We start from the raw sequence: 17,661 nt of genomic DNA, 5'->3' as shown, positions 1-17,661 counted from the left end.
AGTTGATCAGACCTTCCCTAATGGATGGGACCGGCTGTAGCACGGTGCTAGCCGGTAGGGCGCTTGATCTAAGCCTCCGCGCCGATGGCCCAACGCTACTGCGGTAGCGGCGTCTGTGCTGGATTGATAAGGACCGCGGTGATGTGCGTAGGCGTTCGCATAGTGCTTGTTGGGCGTGCTTCGGCACACGCAGGACGGTCAAATTGGCAACCAGTGGCACTGACGTGTAGTGGTTTGGCCACGTCCTGCCGCGCGGCACCGGCTGCGCACGCTATGACTGGTTCTGCGTGCTTCGGATAAATTCGCTCATCCGATGGGAGCGGTGGCTAACGTCCGAGAGCGGAGTCGCTGGCGATACGCGCCTCCTCGATTCGACTCCCACAAAAAAGCCCGGTCACAGGACCGGGCTTGGCAGCAGGGCCTCGGCGGGAGGGTCCGCGCCCGGCGGTGGCTTACCAGCGCATGCCTTCGAACGGATTGAAGCTGGTGCTGCCCTTCACCTTGTCCAGGTAGTAGGCGTAGTTGGCGCTCATGCCAGCCAGCAGGGCCAGCGGAATGCTCAGCGCATTCCCGATCGATGCGGGCAGGAACGAGGCCACGATGCCGACCACCAGGCCAACGCCGATCAGGCCCAGCGCCTTGCGCCACAGGCCCAGGATGAAGAAATAGATGAAGCCGAAGAACAATGCGTAGAAGTTCATGCCCACCTTGAGCTTCTCGCCAAATGGCAAGGCCTTGAGCGCCTGCTTGTAGGCAGGATCCCTGGGGCCGCCGTGACGGTCGAAAAAGGCGAAGCGGAATTGCCACTTGGGGCTGAGCGGGGTGCGATCGAAGGTATCCATTCCAATCCATGTAGTTGTAAACGTTTACATGATAGGCGAACGCGTATTCAACGGCACACGTCCGCGGCCTCTCACATCGGTTCGGTGCAGCTTCCGTCTGCGCAGAGCCTGCGCAGACGGTCAGCGCTGGTCGCTGGTACCCGTGCCGCGGCGGGCGCGGCGCAGCGAGTACAGCGAGTGGTCGGCGCGATCGACCACCGCCGCCAGCGCTTCGCCGTCCTGGCGCAGGGCGGTGCCGAGGGTGAAGCGGATCGGCGCGTCCTCGCTGGCCCCCATGTAGTCGCGCTTCAACGCGTCCAGCTGTGCCTGGCTGGCCTGGTGCAGCAACACCAGGAATTCGTCGCCGCCCAGGCGGACCAGGCGGTCCTGGGTGCGCAGCGGCTGGTTGAGGAACCACGCCATCTGCACCAACACCTCGTCGCCACGCTGGTGGCCATGGGTGTCGTTGACCAGTTTGAACTTGTCCAGATCCACCACGATGCAGCCCCAGCGCACGCTGGGGTCGCGCTTGTCCAGCTCGTCCAGGAAGCGGCGGTTGTAGCAGTTGGTGAGCGGGTCGGTGAACGACCATTCCAGCAGCTGCTTTTCCTGCCGGTACTGGTTGGTGATGTCCTGGGCATGTGCCAACACCACCGTGGCGTCGGATTCCACGTCCAGCACGTTGTGGTACTGCCAATGGCGCAGACTGCCGTCGCCGGCCACCAGTTCGATCACGCCCGAATCCTGGCCATCGAGCACCATCCGCGAGAGGTACCCCCGCAAGGCGGCGTGGCGCTCGGGGCGCACGAATTCCACCAGCGAGCGGCCTTCCATCTGCTCGACGCTGCGGCCGAGCGAACGTGCGGCGGCCGGGTTGATGCTGACCAGCCGGCCATGCATGTCATGGGTGCAGATCAGGCCCAGGCTGTACTGGAACATCTTGCGGAACTTGCGCTCGCTGGCGGCCAGCGCGTCCACCGCCCGATGCCGGTCGGTCACGTCCTGGACCGCGCCGATCAGGCGCTTGCGGCCATCCACATGTTCCACCGAGCCGGTGCTGTGCACCCATAGCCGCCGCCCGGTGGCGCTGGTCAGCGGCAGCTCCAGATCCCAGGACGTGCCGTCCCGCACGCAGGCGTCGACCGCTTCGGTGATGACCGCGCGCGCCTCCAGCGGGTAGAAGCCGATCGCCTCGGTCAGGCTGGGCCGGTAACCGGGCGGAACATCGTGCAGCCGGCAGGTCTGGTCCGACCAGATCAGCGTGCCGCTGGCCACATCCACCTCCCACCCGCCGACCCCGGCCACCCGACCGGTGCGCTCCAGAAATGCCTCGCTCTCGCGCAGCCGCTGCTGCAGCTGGGCGTTGGCCACCTCACGCTCGAGCATCACGCGGCGTTGCTCCAGGCCTTCGGCGGCCACCTTGGCCAGTTGCTGCAAGGCCTGCAATTGCGCCGGCTCCAGCGCGCGGGCGCGCTGGTCGATCACGCACACCGTGCCCATGCGTAAGCCATCCGGCAGCACGATAGGGGCGCCGGCGTAATAGCGGATACCGGGCGCATCGGTGACCAGGGCATTGTCGTGGAAGCGTGGGTCGGCCGGCGCGTCGCGCACTTCCATCACCGCATCGCCCTGGATGGTGTAGGCGCAGAACGCCAGCTCGCGTGGGGTTTCCGAAACCCCGGGCAGGCCGATGTTGGCCTTCCACCACTGCCGACGTTCGTCCACCAGCGAGACCAGTGCGCTGGGGGTGCCGGCGATTGCCTGCGCGGCAGCGGCCAGCGCATCGAAGAACGGCTCGGCGGCGGTGTCGACCACCTGCAACAACGCCAGACGTGCCAGGCGCTGGGCCTCGATGGACGCAGATGACACGACGGTATCGCACTGATTCAACGGAGCGCTCGCGGCCGGGCAATCCGCGCAGTCTAGCGGACTGCGCATACCAGCCAAGGCGGCGTTGCGTGCGCCACCGCACACCGCAGCGTTACGGCGGGCGTGGCCTCGCTCGGTCGGGGGCGTGCGCGTCGGTGTTCGTGGTGGTTGCGGCGCTGTCGTCGCGCATCTGCAGCGCCAGGTACAGCCGCATGCAGTCGTCGGTGTTGCCCAGGTCCACCGCGCACAGTTCCTGGATGCGCTGCATGCGGTAATCCAGGGTGTTGCGATGAATGCCCAGCGCCTTGGCGGTGGGGGCCATGCGCATGCCGGCGCCGAACCAGACCGATAAGGTCTTCAACAACTGACTGCGACGGTCCTGCGCCAGCAGTGCCTGCAGCGGCTTGCGCAATTCGTCGGCCTGCCAGGCCTGGCGCAGGTCGTCCACCAGCACCGGCAGGCGGTAATCGTCGTAGAAGAAGGCGTCGGCGTGCGGGGTGCGCGCCTTGCCGATGCGCATGGTGGTGCGCGCAATCTGGTGCGACAACGCCAGGCCGTTGGCCTGCGGAAAATACTGGCCCAGGGCCAGCCGGATCCGCAGCCGGCTGCTGGCGCGCATGCGCTCGAGCAGACTGTGGGCGCGACGGCGTTGCTCCTCCACGTCCCAGTGGCCACGCCGGTCCAGTGCCGGCTTGAGCACCACCAGCTCGTTGAGCGCGGTGGCGGCGATCAGGTTGCCGCGCTCGGGCGTGGACAGCAGGGTGTGCAGGCGCTGCAGTTCCACCAGCATCGCGTCCAGGTCCAGGCTGTCGCTTTCCACTTCGATCACCGCGGCCACGCGCGGCAGCTCCAGCGCGATACCGAGCCGCTCGGCCCAGCCGGCCAGCGCCGGGGTCGGGCCGTCGGGACGGATCAGGCCCAGCGTGACTTCTTCGCGCAGGCGGGCGTCGCGGGCCAGCAGGCGCAGCAGCCCGGCCTGTTCCAGCATCGCCTCGGCGGCCATGCGCACCAGCTCGGCCTGTTGCCCGATGCGCTGCGGGTCGCCGGTCAGCCCGACGCAGCCGACGATGCGGCCATCGGCGATCAGCGGCAGGTTGACGCCGGTGCGCACCGCATCCAGCTGCTGCGCCAGCGCAGCGTCGATCTCCACCCGGCCCTGCCGGGACAGCACCAGCAACGCACCTTCGTGCAGCTGGCCGATCCGCGCCGGCTCGCCGCTGGCGATGATGACGCCGGAATAGTCCATCACATTGACGTTGCCGTCGATGATGGTCATCGCGCGGTCGACGATGGACTGCGCCAGGGTGCGGTCGAGCGTGAGCATGGGCGGGGGTCTGTTGCCGCGATCAGGGGCGGTCACGGTGGCATGTTCGCTGCGCGCGTGTTCGGCACGCGTATGACGGTGGGAGGTGCAGCGGCCGATGCCCGAGGTCGGTGCGAAGAATGCTGACCGCCTTCGTGGCTCGTTAGGCCTGCAGTGGTGCGCACCCTATCCAGCAGGCCGCCGCGCACGCGAGCGCATGCGCCTCGCCCGTCCGAGCCGCCCGGGCGCTGCCGTCAGCCCCGCTCGCCCCCCGACCGGACCTGTGCCAATGCCCCGCCCAGCTGCAGCGTCGCCGCCACGTTGCGCGCGGCGATGCGCACGTTGCTGGCGGCGTCGGCCAAGGCCTGTTCCACCGTGCAGGCGCGGTGCACCACCGCGAACATGGCATCGATGCCGTGGCCGTGCAGCAGCGCGGCACCGTTGCCCAGGCAACCGGCAATGGCGATCACCGGTTTGGCATGCCGTTGCGCCACCCGTGCCACGCCGACCGGGGTCTTGCCGTGCAGGCTCTGGCTATCGAGGCGGCCTTCGCCGGTGATGACCAGATCGGCCTGCGCGACTAGCGCCTCCAGCCCGAGCGCCTGGGCGACGATCTCCACGCCGGGCCGCAGCTGCGCGCCCAGATACGCCACCAAGGCCGCGCCCAGGCCGCCGGCCGCGCCGCCGCCGGGCAGCGCGTGCAACCGCACGCCCAGGTCGCGCTGCAGCAGGTCGGCGTAGTGCTGCAGGTTGCGATCGAGCTGGCGCACCATGCTGGGGGTGGCGCCCTTCTGCGGGCCGAACACCGCCGAGGCGCCGGTCGGCCCGATCAGTGGGTTGTCCACGTCGCAGGCCACTTCGAACTGGCAATCCTGCAGCCGCACATCCATGCCTTCGGTGTCGATGCGCGCCAGCGCAGCCAGCGCGCCACCGCCCGGTCCGATCGCCTCGCCCTGGCCATCCAGCAACCGCACGCCCAAGGCCTGCGCCAGGCCGCTGCCGCCGTCGTTGGTGGCGCTGCCGCCGATGCCGATGATGAAACGCCGTGCGCCGGCGTCCAAGGCGGCCAGGATCAGCTCACCCACGCCTGCGGTGCTGGTGCGCAGCGGCGCGCGCTCGGCCGGCGGCAGCAGCGCCAGCCCGCTGGCGGCGGCCATTTCGATCACCGCGGTGCGGCCGTCGCCAGTCAGGCCGAAAAACGCCTGCACCGGGGCGCCGAGCGGGCCGCTGACGGTGCAGGCGATCACCCGCCCGCCGGTGGCGGCCACCAGCGCGTCGACAGTGCCTTCGCCGCCATCGGCAACCGGCACCTTGTGGTACTGCCAGTCGGGGAACACCTCGCGAAAGCCCGCCTCGATCTGCGTCGCCACTTCCAGCGCAGACAGGCTTTCCTTGTACGAGTCGGGGGCAATGATGATCTTCATGCGGACACTCGCTGGGACGGGCACATCACTGGTTCACCGCGCGCGCCGGCACCCGCAGCACCAGCGTGGCGCCCAGCAGCATGGCGCCGGCCAGCACGTACAGCGCCACTTCGGTGCTGTGGGTGGTGTCCTTGATCCAGCCCACCAGATACGGGCTGACGAAGCCGGCGACCTGGCCGGTGGAATTGATCAGCGCCAGTCCACCGGCGGCGGCGGCAGCAGTGAGAAAGCCGTTGGTCAGCGGCCAGAACAGCGGCAAGCCGCTGACCGCCCCCATCGTGGCCAGGGTCATGCCGAACACGGCCAGGCCCAGGTTGTCGCTGACGCTGGCGGCGATGCACAGGCCGGCCGCGCCCATCAGCAACGGAATCACCAAATGCCAGCGACGTTCGCCGAAGCGGTCGGCCGAACGGCCCATCAACACCATGAACACCGCCGCGGCCAGGTACGGGATGGCGCTCATCAGCCCGATGCGGATCGGGTCGGCGACGCCGCTGCCCTGAATGATCGAAGGCAACCAGAAGTTGATCGCATACACCCCGCTCTGGATGCAGAAATACACCGTGCCCAGCAGCCACACCGCCGGGTTGCGCAGCACCGCGCCCAGCGAAGTGGACGCGCCGGCCGGCTTGCCGGCTTCGTCCTCGGCCAGCACGCGTGCCAAGGCCTGTTTTTCCTGCGGGTTGAGCCAGCTGGCCTGTTGCACGCCGTCGCTGAGCAGGAACCACACCCCGATGCCCAGCAACACGGTCGGCAGGCCCTGCAGCAGGAACATCCATTGCCAGCCGGCCAGGCCGCCCTGCCCGGCCGAGAAGTGACTCAGGATCCAGCCGGACAACGGCCCGCCCAGCATCCCGGAGATCGGGATCGCCGACATGAAGACGGTCATGACCCGGCCATGCCGGGCACGCGGGAACCAGCGCGTCAGGTACAGCACGATGCCGGGGAAGAAGCCCGCCTCGGCCGCACCGGTGAGCAGGCGCAGGGTGTAGAACCCGGCCGGGGTGCGCACGAACAGCAGGCAGGTGGAGAGCAGGCCCCAGCTGACCATCATGATCGCCACCCAGCGCCGGGCACCGATGCGCTGCAGGATCAGATTGCTCGGCACCCCGCAGGCCAGGTAACCGATGAAGAAGATGCCCGCGCCCAGCCCGTACACGGTCTCGCTCATGCCCAGGTCGCCCAGCATCTGCAGTTTGGCGAAGCCGACGTTGACCCGGTCCAGGTAATTGAACAGGTAGCAGACGAACAGGAACGGGATCAGCCGCCACAGGATCTTGCGATAGGTCGCGCCCATGCCATCGGAGGGCGGCAGGGGCCGGGTGGCTTGGGTCATCGCACGCTCCAGCAGTCGGTGGGCCCACCGGCACGCAGTGCCCTGGCATCGGCACCACACGGGGGTCGGCGCATTCTAGTTGGAGCTTTTTCCCGGAAGCATCGTCAGGCTGCTGCCTGTCTGCGGGCAGGCAGACGCCGTTTTTTGTGCAACTGCCCAAATCAGCCACCATCGCTTCCGGCGCGTGCCGGGCTCGGAACGCAACAGCAACCATGCTGTTGGTGCAGGGCTGGCCGCCCCGATGCAGCGACGGCGACCCGCCCCCCAACCGCTTGGCTGACAACTAGCGCCGGCGCACTCAGCGCGCGCCCTAATCAGCCAATCCGGCGAAGACGCCAGTAGCGGCAACGCGCTTTACCTCAGCCCTGCACCCACAACCAAACCGGCGCCCCACCGCCAAGCCCCATGCAGGACCAGCCCCGCACGACAGACCGCCTCGGCTTTGCGAATCCCGATTCCCAAATCCCCACTCCCGCGCTCTACCGATTCCCCATTCCCGACTCCCGATTCCCGATTCCCCGCCGCATACGCCTGCGCCTGGTCCATCACGCGCAAGAGGTTGCCGCCCCAGATGCCGGCGATCTGTTGTTCGGTGTAGCCCTTGCGCAACAGCCACGCGGTGATGCGCGGCAGGTCGGAGACATCTTCCAGGCCCACCACCCCGCCACCGCCGTCCCAATCCATGCCGATGCCCACGTGCTCGGGTCCGACCACCGCCAGGATGTGCTCAAGATGGGCGAAGAAGTCTTCTTCGGTGGCGCGCTTGATCGGGTAGCGCGCATCCAGGTCCTTCAGCGCGGTGCTGAGCTTGGTGCCGTCGGCGATCTTGACGTGCTCCCAGCCGCCGTACTGGTCGGTGAGCGCCTTCTCGGCGGCCTTGCGCTCGGGGCTGGCGCCGCTGTCCACCAGGTAGCCGCCGTAGGAATTGACCTGGATCACTCCACCATGCGCGGCCAGCACCTTCAGGCGTGCATCGTCGATGTTGCGCGGGTGGTTGTAGACCGCGCGCGCACCGCTGTGCGAGAGCACGATCGGCACCGGCGACAATGCGATCAACTGGTCGAACACCGCATCGGAGGCATGCGATTGATCGATCACGATGCCCAGCGCCTGCGCCTGTTGCACCAGCTGTGTGCCGGCCGGGCTCAGGCCGTTCCACTCCGCGCCCTTGGGGTCGGTGGCCGAGTCGGCGAACTCGTTGTTGAGAAAGTGCACGGTGCTCATCAAGCGCAGCCCCTGCGCGTAATAAAAACGCAGCAACGTAGGATCGGCCACCAGCGGGCTGGCGTTTTCCATGCTGATGTACACCACGCGCTTGCCGGCGGCCTTGATACGCGCGGCATCGGCCGGCGTGGTGGCCAGTGCAAAACGCTGCGGTTGCGCGGCCACCAATGTGTGGATCTTCAGCAAGCGCTGCAGACCGGCATCGCGATCGTCCAGGTGCGCGGCTGCACTGCGATTGCCCTGCCCGGTGTAGACCGCCCAGAACCCGCCATCCAACGCGCCTTCGACCATGCGCGGGTAATCCACCTGCGACAAGCGGTTACCCGTATGCGCCTGCAATACGTCGAAGTCGGCACGCTCCAGATTGGCCGGCGTGTCCAGATGCGAATCCAGCGTGACCAGGCGTTTCTGCAGGGCAGTAGCGCGCGCCAGTTCGGCCTTGGAAAACTCCAGCGCTTGTGCAGTCAGCGCAGCGGCCAGCAACAAGGCGACAGACAGCGAAAGCGAACGCAGGTGCATGCGATCTCACAGGCAGTGGGGGTGAGCCGATCATAGCGGCTGGCCGCACGCGCACTACCGCCACATCTGGGACGCTGCAGCGCTGCGGTCGATCCGCACGGCGTGGCGTGCGATACGCGCGCTGCAAGAGCAGTTCTGCGGCGATTCCGAGGGTGTGAGCCCGCGCGATGCTGTCGAGCTACGCCCGCCATGCCGGCAACCTCGGCGCGACCAGCCGCTGGTCATCACGCATCGGTTTGGTCCGCCTGGCAGCCCAGCGCGCGGAAACGCCACGCGCGCTGCATCGCTCAGTCGTCCAGTTCTGCCAGACGCGCGCGCACGCTGTCCACATCGATGTGTTCGCGCACATGCGGCCACTGCCGCGCCCACACCGAGCGGAACACGATCCACGCACCGAACACGCCCAGGCAGGTCGACCCCAGCGCCAGCAGCAACGGGTGCAGCGGCGAACCGTCGCCGGTCTGGAACAGGTACATGAAGGCCCCGGAAAACAGCAGCCAGACGCCGAACACCGGCCAGTTGCTGGCCAGCAGGCTGGCATTGGGCCGCTCGATCTGCCGCAGCAAGCGGCGCAAGGCCTTGCGTTCGTCTTCGTCGCTGGAGGTCATCGGCTGGCCGCTCCTGGTTGCATGTCTGCGTTGACCTACTGCTTGACGGCGATGGCATCGCGCCGCGAAAGACGCTGCCTGCACTGCCGCAGACCGCGTCCTCCGCCACCGAGCGCGCTTACACCACGCGGCAGAAAACGGCCTTCAAATAACGCGATTCCTGCACGTGCGCCATGAACGGGTGGTCCGGACCGGCACCGGCCACTTTCAAGATCTGGATGGTGCGCCCGGAGAAATACGAGGCGCGCCGCAGCATGTCCAGGAACTCCTGCTCGGCCACCAGGCCGGTACACGAGAACGTGGCGAACAGGCCGCCGGGCTTGACCACGCCCAAGGCCAGCTTGTTCATGTCCAGATACTTCTTCAGCGCCGGAATCACCTGCTCGCGGTCGCGGGTCATCTTGGCCGGGTCCAGGATCACCACATCGAACTGCTCGCCACGGTTGGCCGCATCGCGCAGCCACGGAAAGATGTCGGCCTGCACGAACTTCGGCCGCACGTTGTTGAGTTTGGCGTTGCCCTTGGCGATGGCAATCACGTCTTCGTCGATGTCCACGCCCAGCACCTCGGCCGCACCGCGCGCGGCGGCATACACCGCAAAGCCGCCGGTGTTGCAGCACAGGTCCAGCACGGTCTTGCCTTCCACCTGCTGGCTCAGCCACTGCCGATTGTCGCGTTGATCGGCGAAGAAGCCGGTCTTGTGCGCGCCGGCCGGGTCGGCGCGGAACTTGATGCCGTGCTCGGTGATCACCGCCGCTTCCGTGGTGGTGTTGCTGTGGAAATCGAAGCTTTCCTGTTTCTGCACGTGTTCGTCGGCAAAGCTGTGGAAGCGGCAGCCGGGGAACTGTTCGCGCAGCGCCTCGTAGATCCATTCGCGGTGACGGAACATGCCGGCGGCGAAGAACTCCACCACCACCAGGTCGCCGTAGCGGTCCACCACCAGGCCGGACAGGCCGTCGCCTTCGCTGTGCACCACGCGCCAGGCATCGGACACGCCGTCGAGCTTGAGCCAGTCGCGGCGCAGGCTCACCGCTGCGGCGATCTTGCGCGAGAACCAACCCGCATCCACCGGCACCGACCGGTCGGTTTCCAGGATGCGCACGGCAATGCGCGAATGGCCGTTGTAGAAGCCGCGGCCAATCCACTCCCCATCCACGCCGACCACATCGACGATGGTGCCGGGCTTGGGCTTGGCGGCGGGCTTTTCCACCAGCTTCTGGAAGATCCACGGGTGGCTGGAGCGCCAGGCATTCTTGAGACGGACGACAGGGACTGGAATATTCATCGGCCCATTGTATCCGGCTGGATTGACGTGCCTGCGCCGGGCACGCAGAATCGGGCGCAGAAGGGGAGTAGCTCCCAGCGTTGTCGCCGTCATGACGAGCCCGCCATGTGCAGCGCTCCGGTGCAACGGCAACCGGCCCAGCCGGTTGCGAGCGAGACCTTCGCCGCGCAGGCGAAGGTCCGTCACCCGGAATCCACGATTTCCGTGTCACAAGGCCTCAGCCCGCCGGCTGTCCAGGCCGCTTTCACTTTTTTCGGGATTCTTATGCAAACCATTGGCAATGTCTGGTTGTGGGGTGGCTTCGCGGTGGTGGTGATCGCCGCGCTGCTGATCGATCTGGTGCTGATGCGCCACGGCGGCGCCCACAAGGTCACCTTCAAGGAAGCCACCTGGTGGAGCATCGGTTGGGTGCTGCTGGCGCTGGCCTTCAATGCCGGGCTGTGGTGGTACCTGCAAGGCAGCGTCGGGGACGCCCAGGCCGACCAGATCGGGCTGCAGTTCCTCACCGGCTACCTGGTCGAAAAATCCCTGGCGGTCGATAACATCTTCGTCTTCCTGATGGTGATGACCTACTTCGGCGCGCCTGAGGAACAGCGCCAGCGCGTGCTGATCATCGGTGTGCTGGGCGCCATCGTGCTGCGCGCGATCATGATCTTTGCCGGCTCGATGCTGCTGGCCAAGTTCCATTGGCTGCTCTACGTGTTCGGTGCGTTCCTGCTGCTGACCGGCATCAAGATGTGGTTCTCCGCCGGCAAGGAGCCGGATCTGGAAGCCAACCCGGTGCTGCGCTGGATGCGCGGGCACCTGCGCCTGAGCCCGCAGTACCACGGCAACCTGCTCAGCGTGATCAAGGATGGCAAGCGCTGGTTTACGCCGCTGTTCGTGGTGCTGATCTTGATCGCGGTGATCGATGTGATCTTCGCAGTGGACAGCATCCCGGCGATCTTCGCCATCACCACCGACCCGTTCATCGTGCTCACCTCCAATGTGTTCGCGGTGCTGGGCCTGCGCGCGATGTTCTTCCTGCTGGCCGGCATGGCCGACCGCTTCCACCTGCTGCCCTACGGCCTGGCGGTGATCCTGGTGTTCATCGGCACCAAGATGATGATCATCGATCTGTACAAGATCCCGGTGCTGGTGTCGCTGGGCGTGGTGGTCGCGATCCTGGTCGCCACCATCGTGCTGAGCCTGCTGCGCCCGCCCAAGCCTGCCGGGCACTGAGGGGCCGGGATTGGGCAGTCGGGATTCGGGATTGGTGGCGCGGCCTGCGCTGCTGGCAACCATGCACACCGACCAACTCGACTGGTCCTTGCCCGCCCACCGTCGCGGGACCTTACGCGGCATGGATGCCGCGTAAGAGCTTACAAGGACGTACTTGCAGCGTGTCCCGCGATGGTGGGCGGGCAAGGACCCTGCAGCCAAGCCGTAGATCGTCCGCGATAACGCGCAGGCCGAGCCGCCACAGATCCGCGCCGGGGCTGGATTATCCCGTCGCCGGGTCTGCTTATCCCACGTTCGTTGGGCTTGTAAAAAACCTGCGCGCCGCCATCCGTGAATGCATGACAACGCACCCTCTCGCCTCCGACCCCGCCACCCAGAGCCGCCTGGACCGTTCGCGGGTGCTGCGTGCCTTCAACGTCAGCCTGGCCGCCGTGCTGCTGCTGGTGGCGGTGTTTACCGCCCAGGGCGTGTTCGAGTGGCGCGCCTGGGCAGTGGCACCGCTGCAGGCCGACGGCCTGCGCGGCATCCTCACCGCACCGCTGCTGCATGGCTCGCTCGCGCATCTGGGCGCCAACGCCGCTGCGCTGCTGATCCTGGGCACGCTGGCCGGGAGCGTGTATCCACGTGCCACCGTCATGGCGCTGCCGCTGTTGTGGCTGGGCTCGGGCCTGGGCGCATGGCTTCTGGGCGAGCCCGGCAGCCGGCATCTGGGCGCCAGCGGCGTGACCCACGGGCTGATGTTCCTGGTGTTCGTGCTGGGCCTGCTGCGCCGCGACCGCCCCGCGATCGCCACCAGCATGATCGCCTTCCTGTTCTACGGCGGCATGCTGATGACCATCCTGCCGCACGAAGCCGGCGTGTCCTGGCAATCGCATCTGGGCGGTGCGGTGGCCGGGTTGATCGCCGCCCTGCTGCTGCGCCTGCGCGACCCACAACAGGCCAAGCCACGCTACAGCTGGGAAGACGAGGACGAAGACGCTGCCTGGGAGGTGAGCAACCCCGAGCACGCGATGCTGGAACCGCCACCGCCGCGTCAGGTGCCGGTGCTGTGGCAGCGCCAGGACGATGGCTCAGACAGCGTGGTGCTGCATTTCCCGTCGCGCGAACGCCCGCCAGGTAGCTGAGCCTTTCCAGGCGACCGCCGAGCCGATCAATGCCCTGCCCCGCGTAGGAGCGTCGCCTGCGCGCGATGGGCATTACCGCTACAGCCCGTCGCGCTCTGGCGCGCTCCTACGCGAGGCTGCTCAGGGGTGCCCGCTCAATGCACGCCGCGCCAGGCCCGGGTCGTCGGCGAAGAACGCATCGATCCCGGCATCCAGATACGCCTGCAACTCGACCAACGCACCGGCGTCGTTGCGCTCGGTGACCGCGCCGCTGCTGCGATTGTTGGCGGCGAGAAAATAATTTTCCGGACGGAACGTATATGGCTGCACCTGCAACCCGGCCGCATGCGCATCGTGCACCAGGCTGGTGGGCGTACCCAGGCGTTGCTGCGCATCCAGCGGGATGATGCTGCGGATGTCGGGGCCGATCGCATCGGCATAGCTTGCGACCTGCTTCAGGCCGTCGGGCGTGATCATCTGCCCGTAGGTCTTCGGCGCACCGTCCGTGCCGGCATCGGGCAGCGCCATCTGCGCGCCACCGAGCAACTGCAGCAGACGGATGTTGCTGGTGCGGCCGATCTTGCCGCGCAGATAGCGCAGGTTGCCGGTCTCGAACGACTGGATGATCACCGGCGCAGTCCGGGTATAGGCATGCGCATGCAAGGTGGCCAGCACCTTGTCTTCCATCGGCAGGCCTAGCGCCTTGAAATAGCTGGGGTGCTTGATCTCCGGAATCAGCCCGATGGGGCGCCCGGTCGCTGCCGATTCTGCGGCGACGAAATCGATGATCTCGTCGAAGGTCACGATCTGGAAGTGCCCGTCCCAGCGCGTACCGCGCAGCTGCGGCAGCCGCTCGCGCGCGCGTAGCGTCTTCAACTCGGCCAGGCTGAAATCTTCGGTAAACCAGCCTTCCATCGCCTGACCGTCGATGGTCTTGCGCGTTTTGCGCGCAGCGAACTGCGGATGGCTGGCCACATCGGTGGTGCCGCCGATCTCGTTCTCGTGCCGCGCGATCAGCACGCCATCCTTGGTGGACACCAGATCCGGCTCGACAAAATCGGCACCATCGACAATGGCTTTGGCATAGGAGGCCAGGGTGTGTTCCGGACGCAGCGCACTGGCACCACGGTGCGCGAAGATCTGCACCGTCTTCGCCAGCGGCGCTTCGGCAACCGCCGGGCCGCTCATGCCCATCATCATCGCTCCCACCAGGCAAAGCCGACCGAACTGCATCATGCATGTCTCCACGGAAAACAGATACCGAATCAACGGGTGATCGCAAGGCGGACCTGGCCGATGCGCGATGCGCAATGACGACTGTACACGCGCATCGCGCATCATCTGCAACGCCCGACACTCACGCGTGAGGTCGTATCACCCGCCCTAAAAACCGTCTGCGTCGACAGACGTCGGAAATCGGCGCAACCGCCACACCGCTTTTGCGATTGCCCAATCCCGATTCCCGATTCCCGTCCTCAGAACCTGGCATCCAGCGTCAAGAACACCTGCCGCGGCGCGCTGGCATGGAAGGCCAGCTGACGCCCGTTCGGGTCGGTGTTGGCGAACGCGGTGAGGTTGGAGGCGTAACGCTTGTCGGTGAGGTTGGTGACGTTGAGCGAGAGCTTGAGCCCCTGCAGCACGCCAACCTGGCCGAAGTCATACCCACCGCCCGCATCGAATGAGGTGTAGCCGCCAAAGCCCTGATCGTTGGTGTAGGTGTAGTAGCGCTGGCCGGTGTACTTCCCGCGCAGGTTGAGATTCCACGGCCCGTTATTGAAGGCCAGCTCGCTGGCGAACATGCGCTTGGGCGTGTCGACGGTGTACTTGCCGGCGGTGGGAATCACCACGCCGTTCTGCACGTAGTTGTCGTCGTAGGTCGAACGGTTGATCGAAGCCGAGTTGTACCACTGCAGGTAGCTGGTTGGTTTCCAGATCACCGTCAGTTCGCCACCGCGGCTGCTCACCGAGCCGACGTTGAAGAAGCGCGTGGTGCATGCCGGCGTGGTGCCCTGCTGGATGCTGGCGCACGGGTTGAGCGAAAGCAGGCGGTTGTCGAAGGTCACGTCATAGCCGACCAGCGAAGCTTCGAAGCGGTCGCGCACGAAGCGATAGCCCGCTTCCAGCGTGCGCGATTTCTCCGGCTCCAATGCGCCGACGCTGGCATCGAACGAGGCCTGGGTCACCAGCAATGGGCCGCCCGCGCCGCCACCCTGGAACGCTGCGATGTTTTCCGCGTACGAAGCGAACACTTCCTGGCCTTCGGCGAGGCGATAGCCCAAGCCGATCTGCGGCAATACCGATTCGCTGGCCTTGAGCGAGCCGGTGGCCACCGGCGCTTCCACCGCCACACCCGGCGTCTCGCGCGCGGTCATTTCGGTGCTCGGGCTCTTGATGCCCAGGTCCAGGCTCAGGCGCTCATCCAGGAACTTGAAGTTGCCCTGCACATAGAACTGGCGGGTGGTGATCACGTAGTTCTGCGAGAACAAACGACGGTTGGGATTCTGCAGGAACTTGTCGTCGCTGACCGGGCCGGTAATCCAGTAGAAATTGCGCTCCACATCGTGGTGATTGCGCTCGTACCACAGGCCGGCTTCCAGATGATGCGGGCCCACCTCCCATCCGAGCGAGGCGATGCCGCCAGTGCGGTTGATCCAGTAATTGGTGCTGCGGATGGAGATCGGCAGTGCCTGCGGCGTCCCTGGGTTGGACGCCTGGCCCGGCGACCACCAGTGGCCCTGGCCCTTGTTTTCGTGGTGATAGACCTGCGTGTGCAGGCTGATCGCATCGTTGGGCTGGAAATCGCCGGCCACGTAGAACAGGTCGTCGTCGCGCAAGGCGCGGCTCTGGTAATACGCATCGTCGATGTTGTCGACACCGCCGCTGAAACCGCAACGCGCGGCATTGCGCGTGGCCGGTGCGCAATACGCTGCGGCCAATGCGCGGTTCCAGTCCGGCGCGTACAGATTCCAGTCCCAGCCCAGGCCACGCGCCATGCCGCTCTTGGACAGGTACGCGTAGTCGGCCTGCGAGGTGCGCGATGTGTCGGCGAATGCGGTCAGCTTGCCGCCATCGAACTGGTACACGCCCTTGGCATTGAACTGCCGCGTGGTGGTCGGCGATTCCGGGCGCGCCCACATGTCGGCTTGGGCATTGATGCCGGACAGATACGCCGAAAACCCGTTGTAATCGCCGGTATCCACGCGCAGGAAGGTGCGGCGGTTGGCATCGGAACCCACCGTCTGCGACACCTGCCCGCCGAACACGCTGGACGGATCGGCCGAGTAATACTGGATGGTGCCGCCCAGGTTGCTGGTCGACGCGGTGCCCAACGCACCGATGCCGGAGGCCAGCTCCACGCCGCCGAAGTTTTCCGCAATCAACGCGCGGCTGATGTTGAGGCCGTTGTAGTTGCCATAGGCGTTGTCGCCCAGCGGCAGACCGTCGAGCGTATAGCCCAGGCGGGTGCCGTTGAAGCCGCGCAGGCTGATCGTCTGCGATTCTTCGTTGGCACCGAACGCATCGTTGGATTGCACGTTCACGCCCGGCATGCGGTTGAGCAGCTTCTGGATGCTGGTGCCCGGCGGCAACACCGCAATGTCCTGCTGGGTGATGCGCTGCACCTGACGCGTTTCGCCCTGGCCGATCACCGACACCGCATCGAGTTGCTGCACGGTCGCACCGGTATCAGCAGACACTTCAAGGTCGGCGGCGTAAGCGGCAGGCGCGAGCACGAGCGCGGCGAGAACGGCGGCACTTAACTGATGGGTCTTGGGCATGAGCGGCGTTGGGGACGAGTCAAGAGATGGCGGCAAGCGTGCGACAGTTGTCTTGCGCCGGTGCGACCGAAACATGACAGTGCAACGACAACCGTTTCGCATCCCTCGCCGTTGCTGCGTCGCGTTGGCATGCAGCTGTCATCGAGCCGTCGTAATGTGCGAGCTCTTCCATTGGTGTTGTCTGAGGTCGCCATGTCGCAGCGCATTGCTTGCCACTCTCATCGGACGCTGGTCAGCGTTGCCATCGCCGCACTGTTGATCGGCAGCGGCATCGCAAGTGCACGCGACAAGGCAGCCTCGAAAGATTCGGTGCTCGCCACCGACGCGCATGGGTACCTGGAGAAACAACAACTGCCCGACAGCGTGCAGCTGGTGCCACCGCCACCGCAGGATGGCAGCGCTGCGCTCGCCAACGACGAGGCGGTCGCCAAGGCCATGCTCGCCCTGCGCGGCACACCGCGCTGGGAGCTGGCCGCGCAGGACGCGGTCCTGAGCTTTCCGGCTGCGGCCACGCACTTCAGCTGCGCGCTCGGCATGCAGATCGACCAAGCCAGCACCCCGCATCTGATCGGTCTGCTCGAACGCAGCATGCGCGATGCCAGCACCGCGACCAGCGCCGCCAAGGCACGCTATCAACGTCCGCGTCCTTTCATGCGCAACGCGCAACCGATGTGCACCCCGGCCGATGACGCGGCCCTGCGCAAGAACGGCTCCTACCCCTCCGGCCACACCGCCATCGGCTGGACATGGGGCCTGATCCTGTCCGAAATCGCCCCCGCCCACCGCGACGCCCTGCTCGCGCGTGGCCGCGCCTTCGGCGACAGCCGCCTGGTCTGCAACGTGCACTGGCAGAGCGATGTCATCCAGGGCCGCATGGTGGGCGCCGCCACCGTTGCCGCCTTGCACGGCAATCCTGCGTTCGAAAAAGACCTGGCCGCCGCACGCCGCGAGATCGAACAGGCGCAGGCCAAGCAGCCGGCAGCCTCCCCGGTGGCTGCGTGCAACGCGGAAAGCGAAGCGCTCAAGACCGCATTGCCCGGGGTGATGTAGTCCACGGCAAGCGCACAGCCGCTGCGCCTGGGTTGCTCGGACGGTGTGCGACAGGTTGCGCACGCATCGCCGCCCACGCAGGTATTGTGCTGGGGCGAATGGGCCTCGGTGCCGACTGGTTC

12 protein-coding genes and 1 pseudogene are annotated in these 17,661 nt (G+C 66.5%); 3 read left to right on the top strand and 10 right to left on the bottom strand.

Annotated features, from left to right (window positions below):
• Positions 1 to 452: 452 nt before the first annotated feature.
• The 8 genes and pseudogenes from J7360_RS17415 to J7360_RS17380 form a co-directional block, all read right to left on the bottom strand.
• Complete coding sequence (locus J7360_RS17415; RefSeq protein WP_057661791.1) at positions 453 to 842, bottom strand: DUF2628 domain-containing protein; 390 nt, start codon at positions 840 to 842, stop codon at positions 453 to 455.
• Between the two features lie 120 nt (positions 843 to 962).
• Complete coding sequence (locus J7360_RS17410) at positions 963 to 2,711, bottom strand: diguanylate cyclase (RefSeq protein WP_209034327.1); 1,749 nt, start codon at positions 2,709 to 2,711, stop codon at positions 963 to 965.
• Between the two features lie 91 nt (positions 2,712 to 2,802).
• Positions 2,803 to 4,014 (bottom strand): sugar diacid recognition domain-containing protein, encoded by a 1,212-nt coding sequence (locus tag J7360_RS17405; RefSeq protein ID WP_209034325.1) that lies wholly within the window; start codon positions 4,012 to 4,014, stop codon positions 2,803 to 2,805.
• Positions 4,015 to 4,247: 233 nt separating this feature from the next.
• On the bottom strand, positions 4,248 to 5,417 hold the full coding sequence (locus tag J7360_RS17400; RefSeq protein WP_057661786.1) for a glycerate kinase: 1,170 nt from the start codon (positions 5,415 to 5,417) through the stop codon (positions 4,248 to 4,250).
• Positions 5,418 to 5,442: 25 nt separating this feature from the next.
• The gene (locus J7360_RS17395; protein ID WP_057661784.1) at positions 5,443 to 6,753 is read right to left on the bottom strand and encodes an MFS transporter; all 1,311 of its coding nucleotides are present in this window, start codon (positions 6,751 to 6,753) and stop codon (positions 5,443 to 5,445) included.
• Positions 6,754 to 7,245: 492 nt separating this feature from the next.
• Positions 7,246 to 8,496 (bottom strand): annotated as a pseudogene (locus tag J7360_RS17390) (dipeptidase); the annotation flags it as partial.
• A 287-nt stretch (positions 8,497 to 8,783) separates the two neighbouring features.
• On the bottom strand, positions 8,784 to 9,104 hold the full coding sequence (locus J7360_RS17385) for a hypothetical protein (RefSeq protein WP_003482258.1): 321 nt from the start codon (positions 9,102 to 9,104) through the stop codon (positions 8,784 to 8,786).
• Between the two features lie 118 nt (positions 9,105 to 9,222).
• Positions 9,223 to 10,389, bottom strand: a complete 1,167-nt coding sequence (locus J7360_RS17380; RefSeq protein ID WP_007968235.1) for a class I SAM-dependent rRNA methyltransferase — start codon at positions 10,387 to 10,389, stop codon at positions 9,223 to 9,225.
• Between the two features lie 264 nt (positions 10,390 to 10,653).
• Between J7360_RS17380 and J7360_RS17375 the strand changes: the two genes are divergently transcribed.
• Both J7360_RS17375 and J7360_RS17370 read left to right on the top strand, forming a co-directional pair.
• On the top strand, positions 10,654 to 11,610 hold the full coding sequence (locus J7360_RS17375) for a TerC family protein (RefSeq protein WP_057661781.1): 957 nt from the start codon (positions 10,654 to 10,656) through the stop codon (positions 11,608 to 11,610).
• A gap of 338 nt (positions 11,611 to 11,948) precedes the next feature.
• Positions 11,949 to 12,734, top strand: coding sequence for a rhomboid family intramembrane serine protease (locus tag J7360_RS17370; RefSeq protein WP_057661780.1), 786 nt, complete (start codon positions 11,949 to 11,951; stop codon positions 12,732 to 12,734).
• A 120-nt stretch (positions 12,735 to 12,854) separates the two neighbouring features.
• Here J7360_RS17370 and J7360_RS17365 read toward each other — a convergent pair whose 3' ends face one another.
• Both J7360_RS17365 and J7360_RS17360 read right to left on the bottom strand, forming a co-directional pair.
• The gene (locus tag J7360_RS17365) at positions 12,855 to 13,949 is read right to left on the bottom strand and encodes a glycerophosphodiester phosphodiesterase (protein ID WP_033481512.1); all 1,095 of its coding nucleotides are present in this window, start codon (positions 13,947 to 13,949) and stop codon (positions 12,855 to 12,857) included.
• Positions 13,950 to 14,188: 239 nt separating this feature from the next.
• A complete protein-coding gene (locus J7360_RS17360; protein ID WP_057661776.1) occupies positions 14,189 to 16,489 on the bottom strand; it encodes a TonB-dependent receptor in 2,301 nt (766 codons plus the stop codon).
• Positions 16,490 to 16,681: 192 nt separating this feature from the next.
• Here J7360_RS17360 and J7360_RS17355 point away from each other — a divergent pair, with 192 nt between their 5' ends.
• Positions 16,682 to 17,539: a phosphatase PAP2 family protein gene (locus tag J7360_RS17355; RefSeq protein WP_057661773.1), complete on the top strand. Its 858-nt coding sequence runs from the start codon at positions 16,682 to 16,684 to the stop codon at positions 17,537 to 17,539.
• The last annotated feature ends 122 nt before the right edge of the window (positions 17,540 to 17,661 follow it).

The sequence above is a fragment of the Xanthomonas sp. D-99 genome (assembly GCF_017746145.1).
In the GTDB taxonomy this organism is placed as follows: domain Bacteria; phylum Pseudomonadota; class Gammaproteobacteria; order Xanthomonadales; family Xanthomonadaceae; genus Xanthomonas; species Xanthomonas cissicola.
This window is presented reverse-complemented; position numbering and strand designations above follow the sequence as displayed.

What these genes read in the sequence shown, in the direction of transcription:
- J7360_RS17415 (WP_057661791.1), bottom strand. Translation starts at nt 842, where the DNA reads ATGGATACCTTCGATCGCACCCCGCTCAGCCCCAAGTGGCAATTCCGC.
- J7360_RS17405 (WP_209034325.1), bottom strand. Translation starts at nt 4,014, where the DNA reads ATGCTCACGCTCGACCGCACCCTGGCGCAGTCCATCGTCGACCGCGCG.
- J7360_RS17400 (WP_057661786.1), bottom strand. Translation starts at nt 5,417, where the DNA reads ATGAAGATCATCATTGCCCCCGACTCGTACAAGGAAAGCCTGTCTGCG.
- J7360_RS17395 (WP_057661784.1), bottom strand. Translation starts at nt 6,753, where the DNA reads ATGACCCAAGCCACCCGGCCCCTGCCGCCCTCCGATGGCATGGGCGCG.
- J7360_RS17385 (WP_003482258.1), bottom strand. Translation starts at nt 9,104, where the DNA reads ATGACCTCCAGCGACGAAGACGAACGCAAGGCCTTGCGCCGCTTGCTG.
- J7360_RS17380 (WP_007968235.1), bottom strand. Translation starts at nt 10,389, where the DNA reads ATGAATATTCCAGTCCCTGTCGTCCGTCTCAAGAATGCCTGGCGCTCC.
- J7360_RS17375 (WP_057661781.1), top strand. Translation starts at nt 10,654, where the DNA reads ATGCAAACCATTGGCAATGTCTGGTTGTGGGGTGGCTTCGCGGTGGTG.
- J7360_RS17370 (WP_057661780.1), top strand. Translation starts at nt 11,949, where the DNA reads ATGACAACGCACCCTCTCGCCTCCGACCCCGCCACCCAGAGCCGCCTG.
- J7360_RS17365 (WP_033481512.1), bottom strand. Translation starts at nt 13,949, where the DNA reads ATGATGCAGTTCGGTCGGCTTTGCCTGGTGGGAGCGATGATGATGGGC.
- J7360_RS17360 (WP_057661776.1), bottom strand. Translation starts at nt 16,489, where the DNA reads ATGCCCAAGACCCATCAGTTAAGTGCCGCCGTTCTCGCCGCGCTCGTG.
- J7360_RS17355 (WP_057661773.1), top strand. Translation starts at nt 16,682, where the DNA reads ATGTCGCAGCGCATTGCTTGCCACTCTCATCGGACGCTGGTCAGCGTT.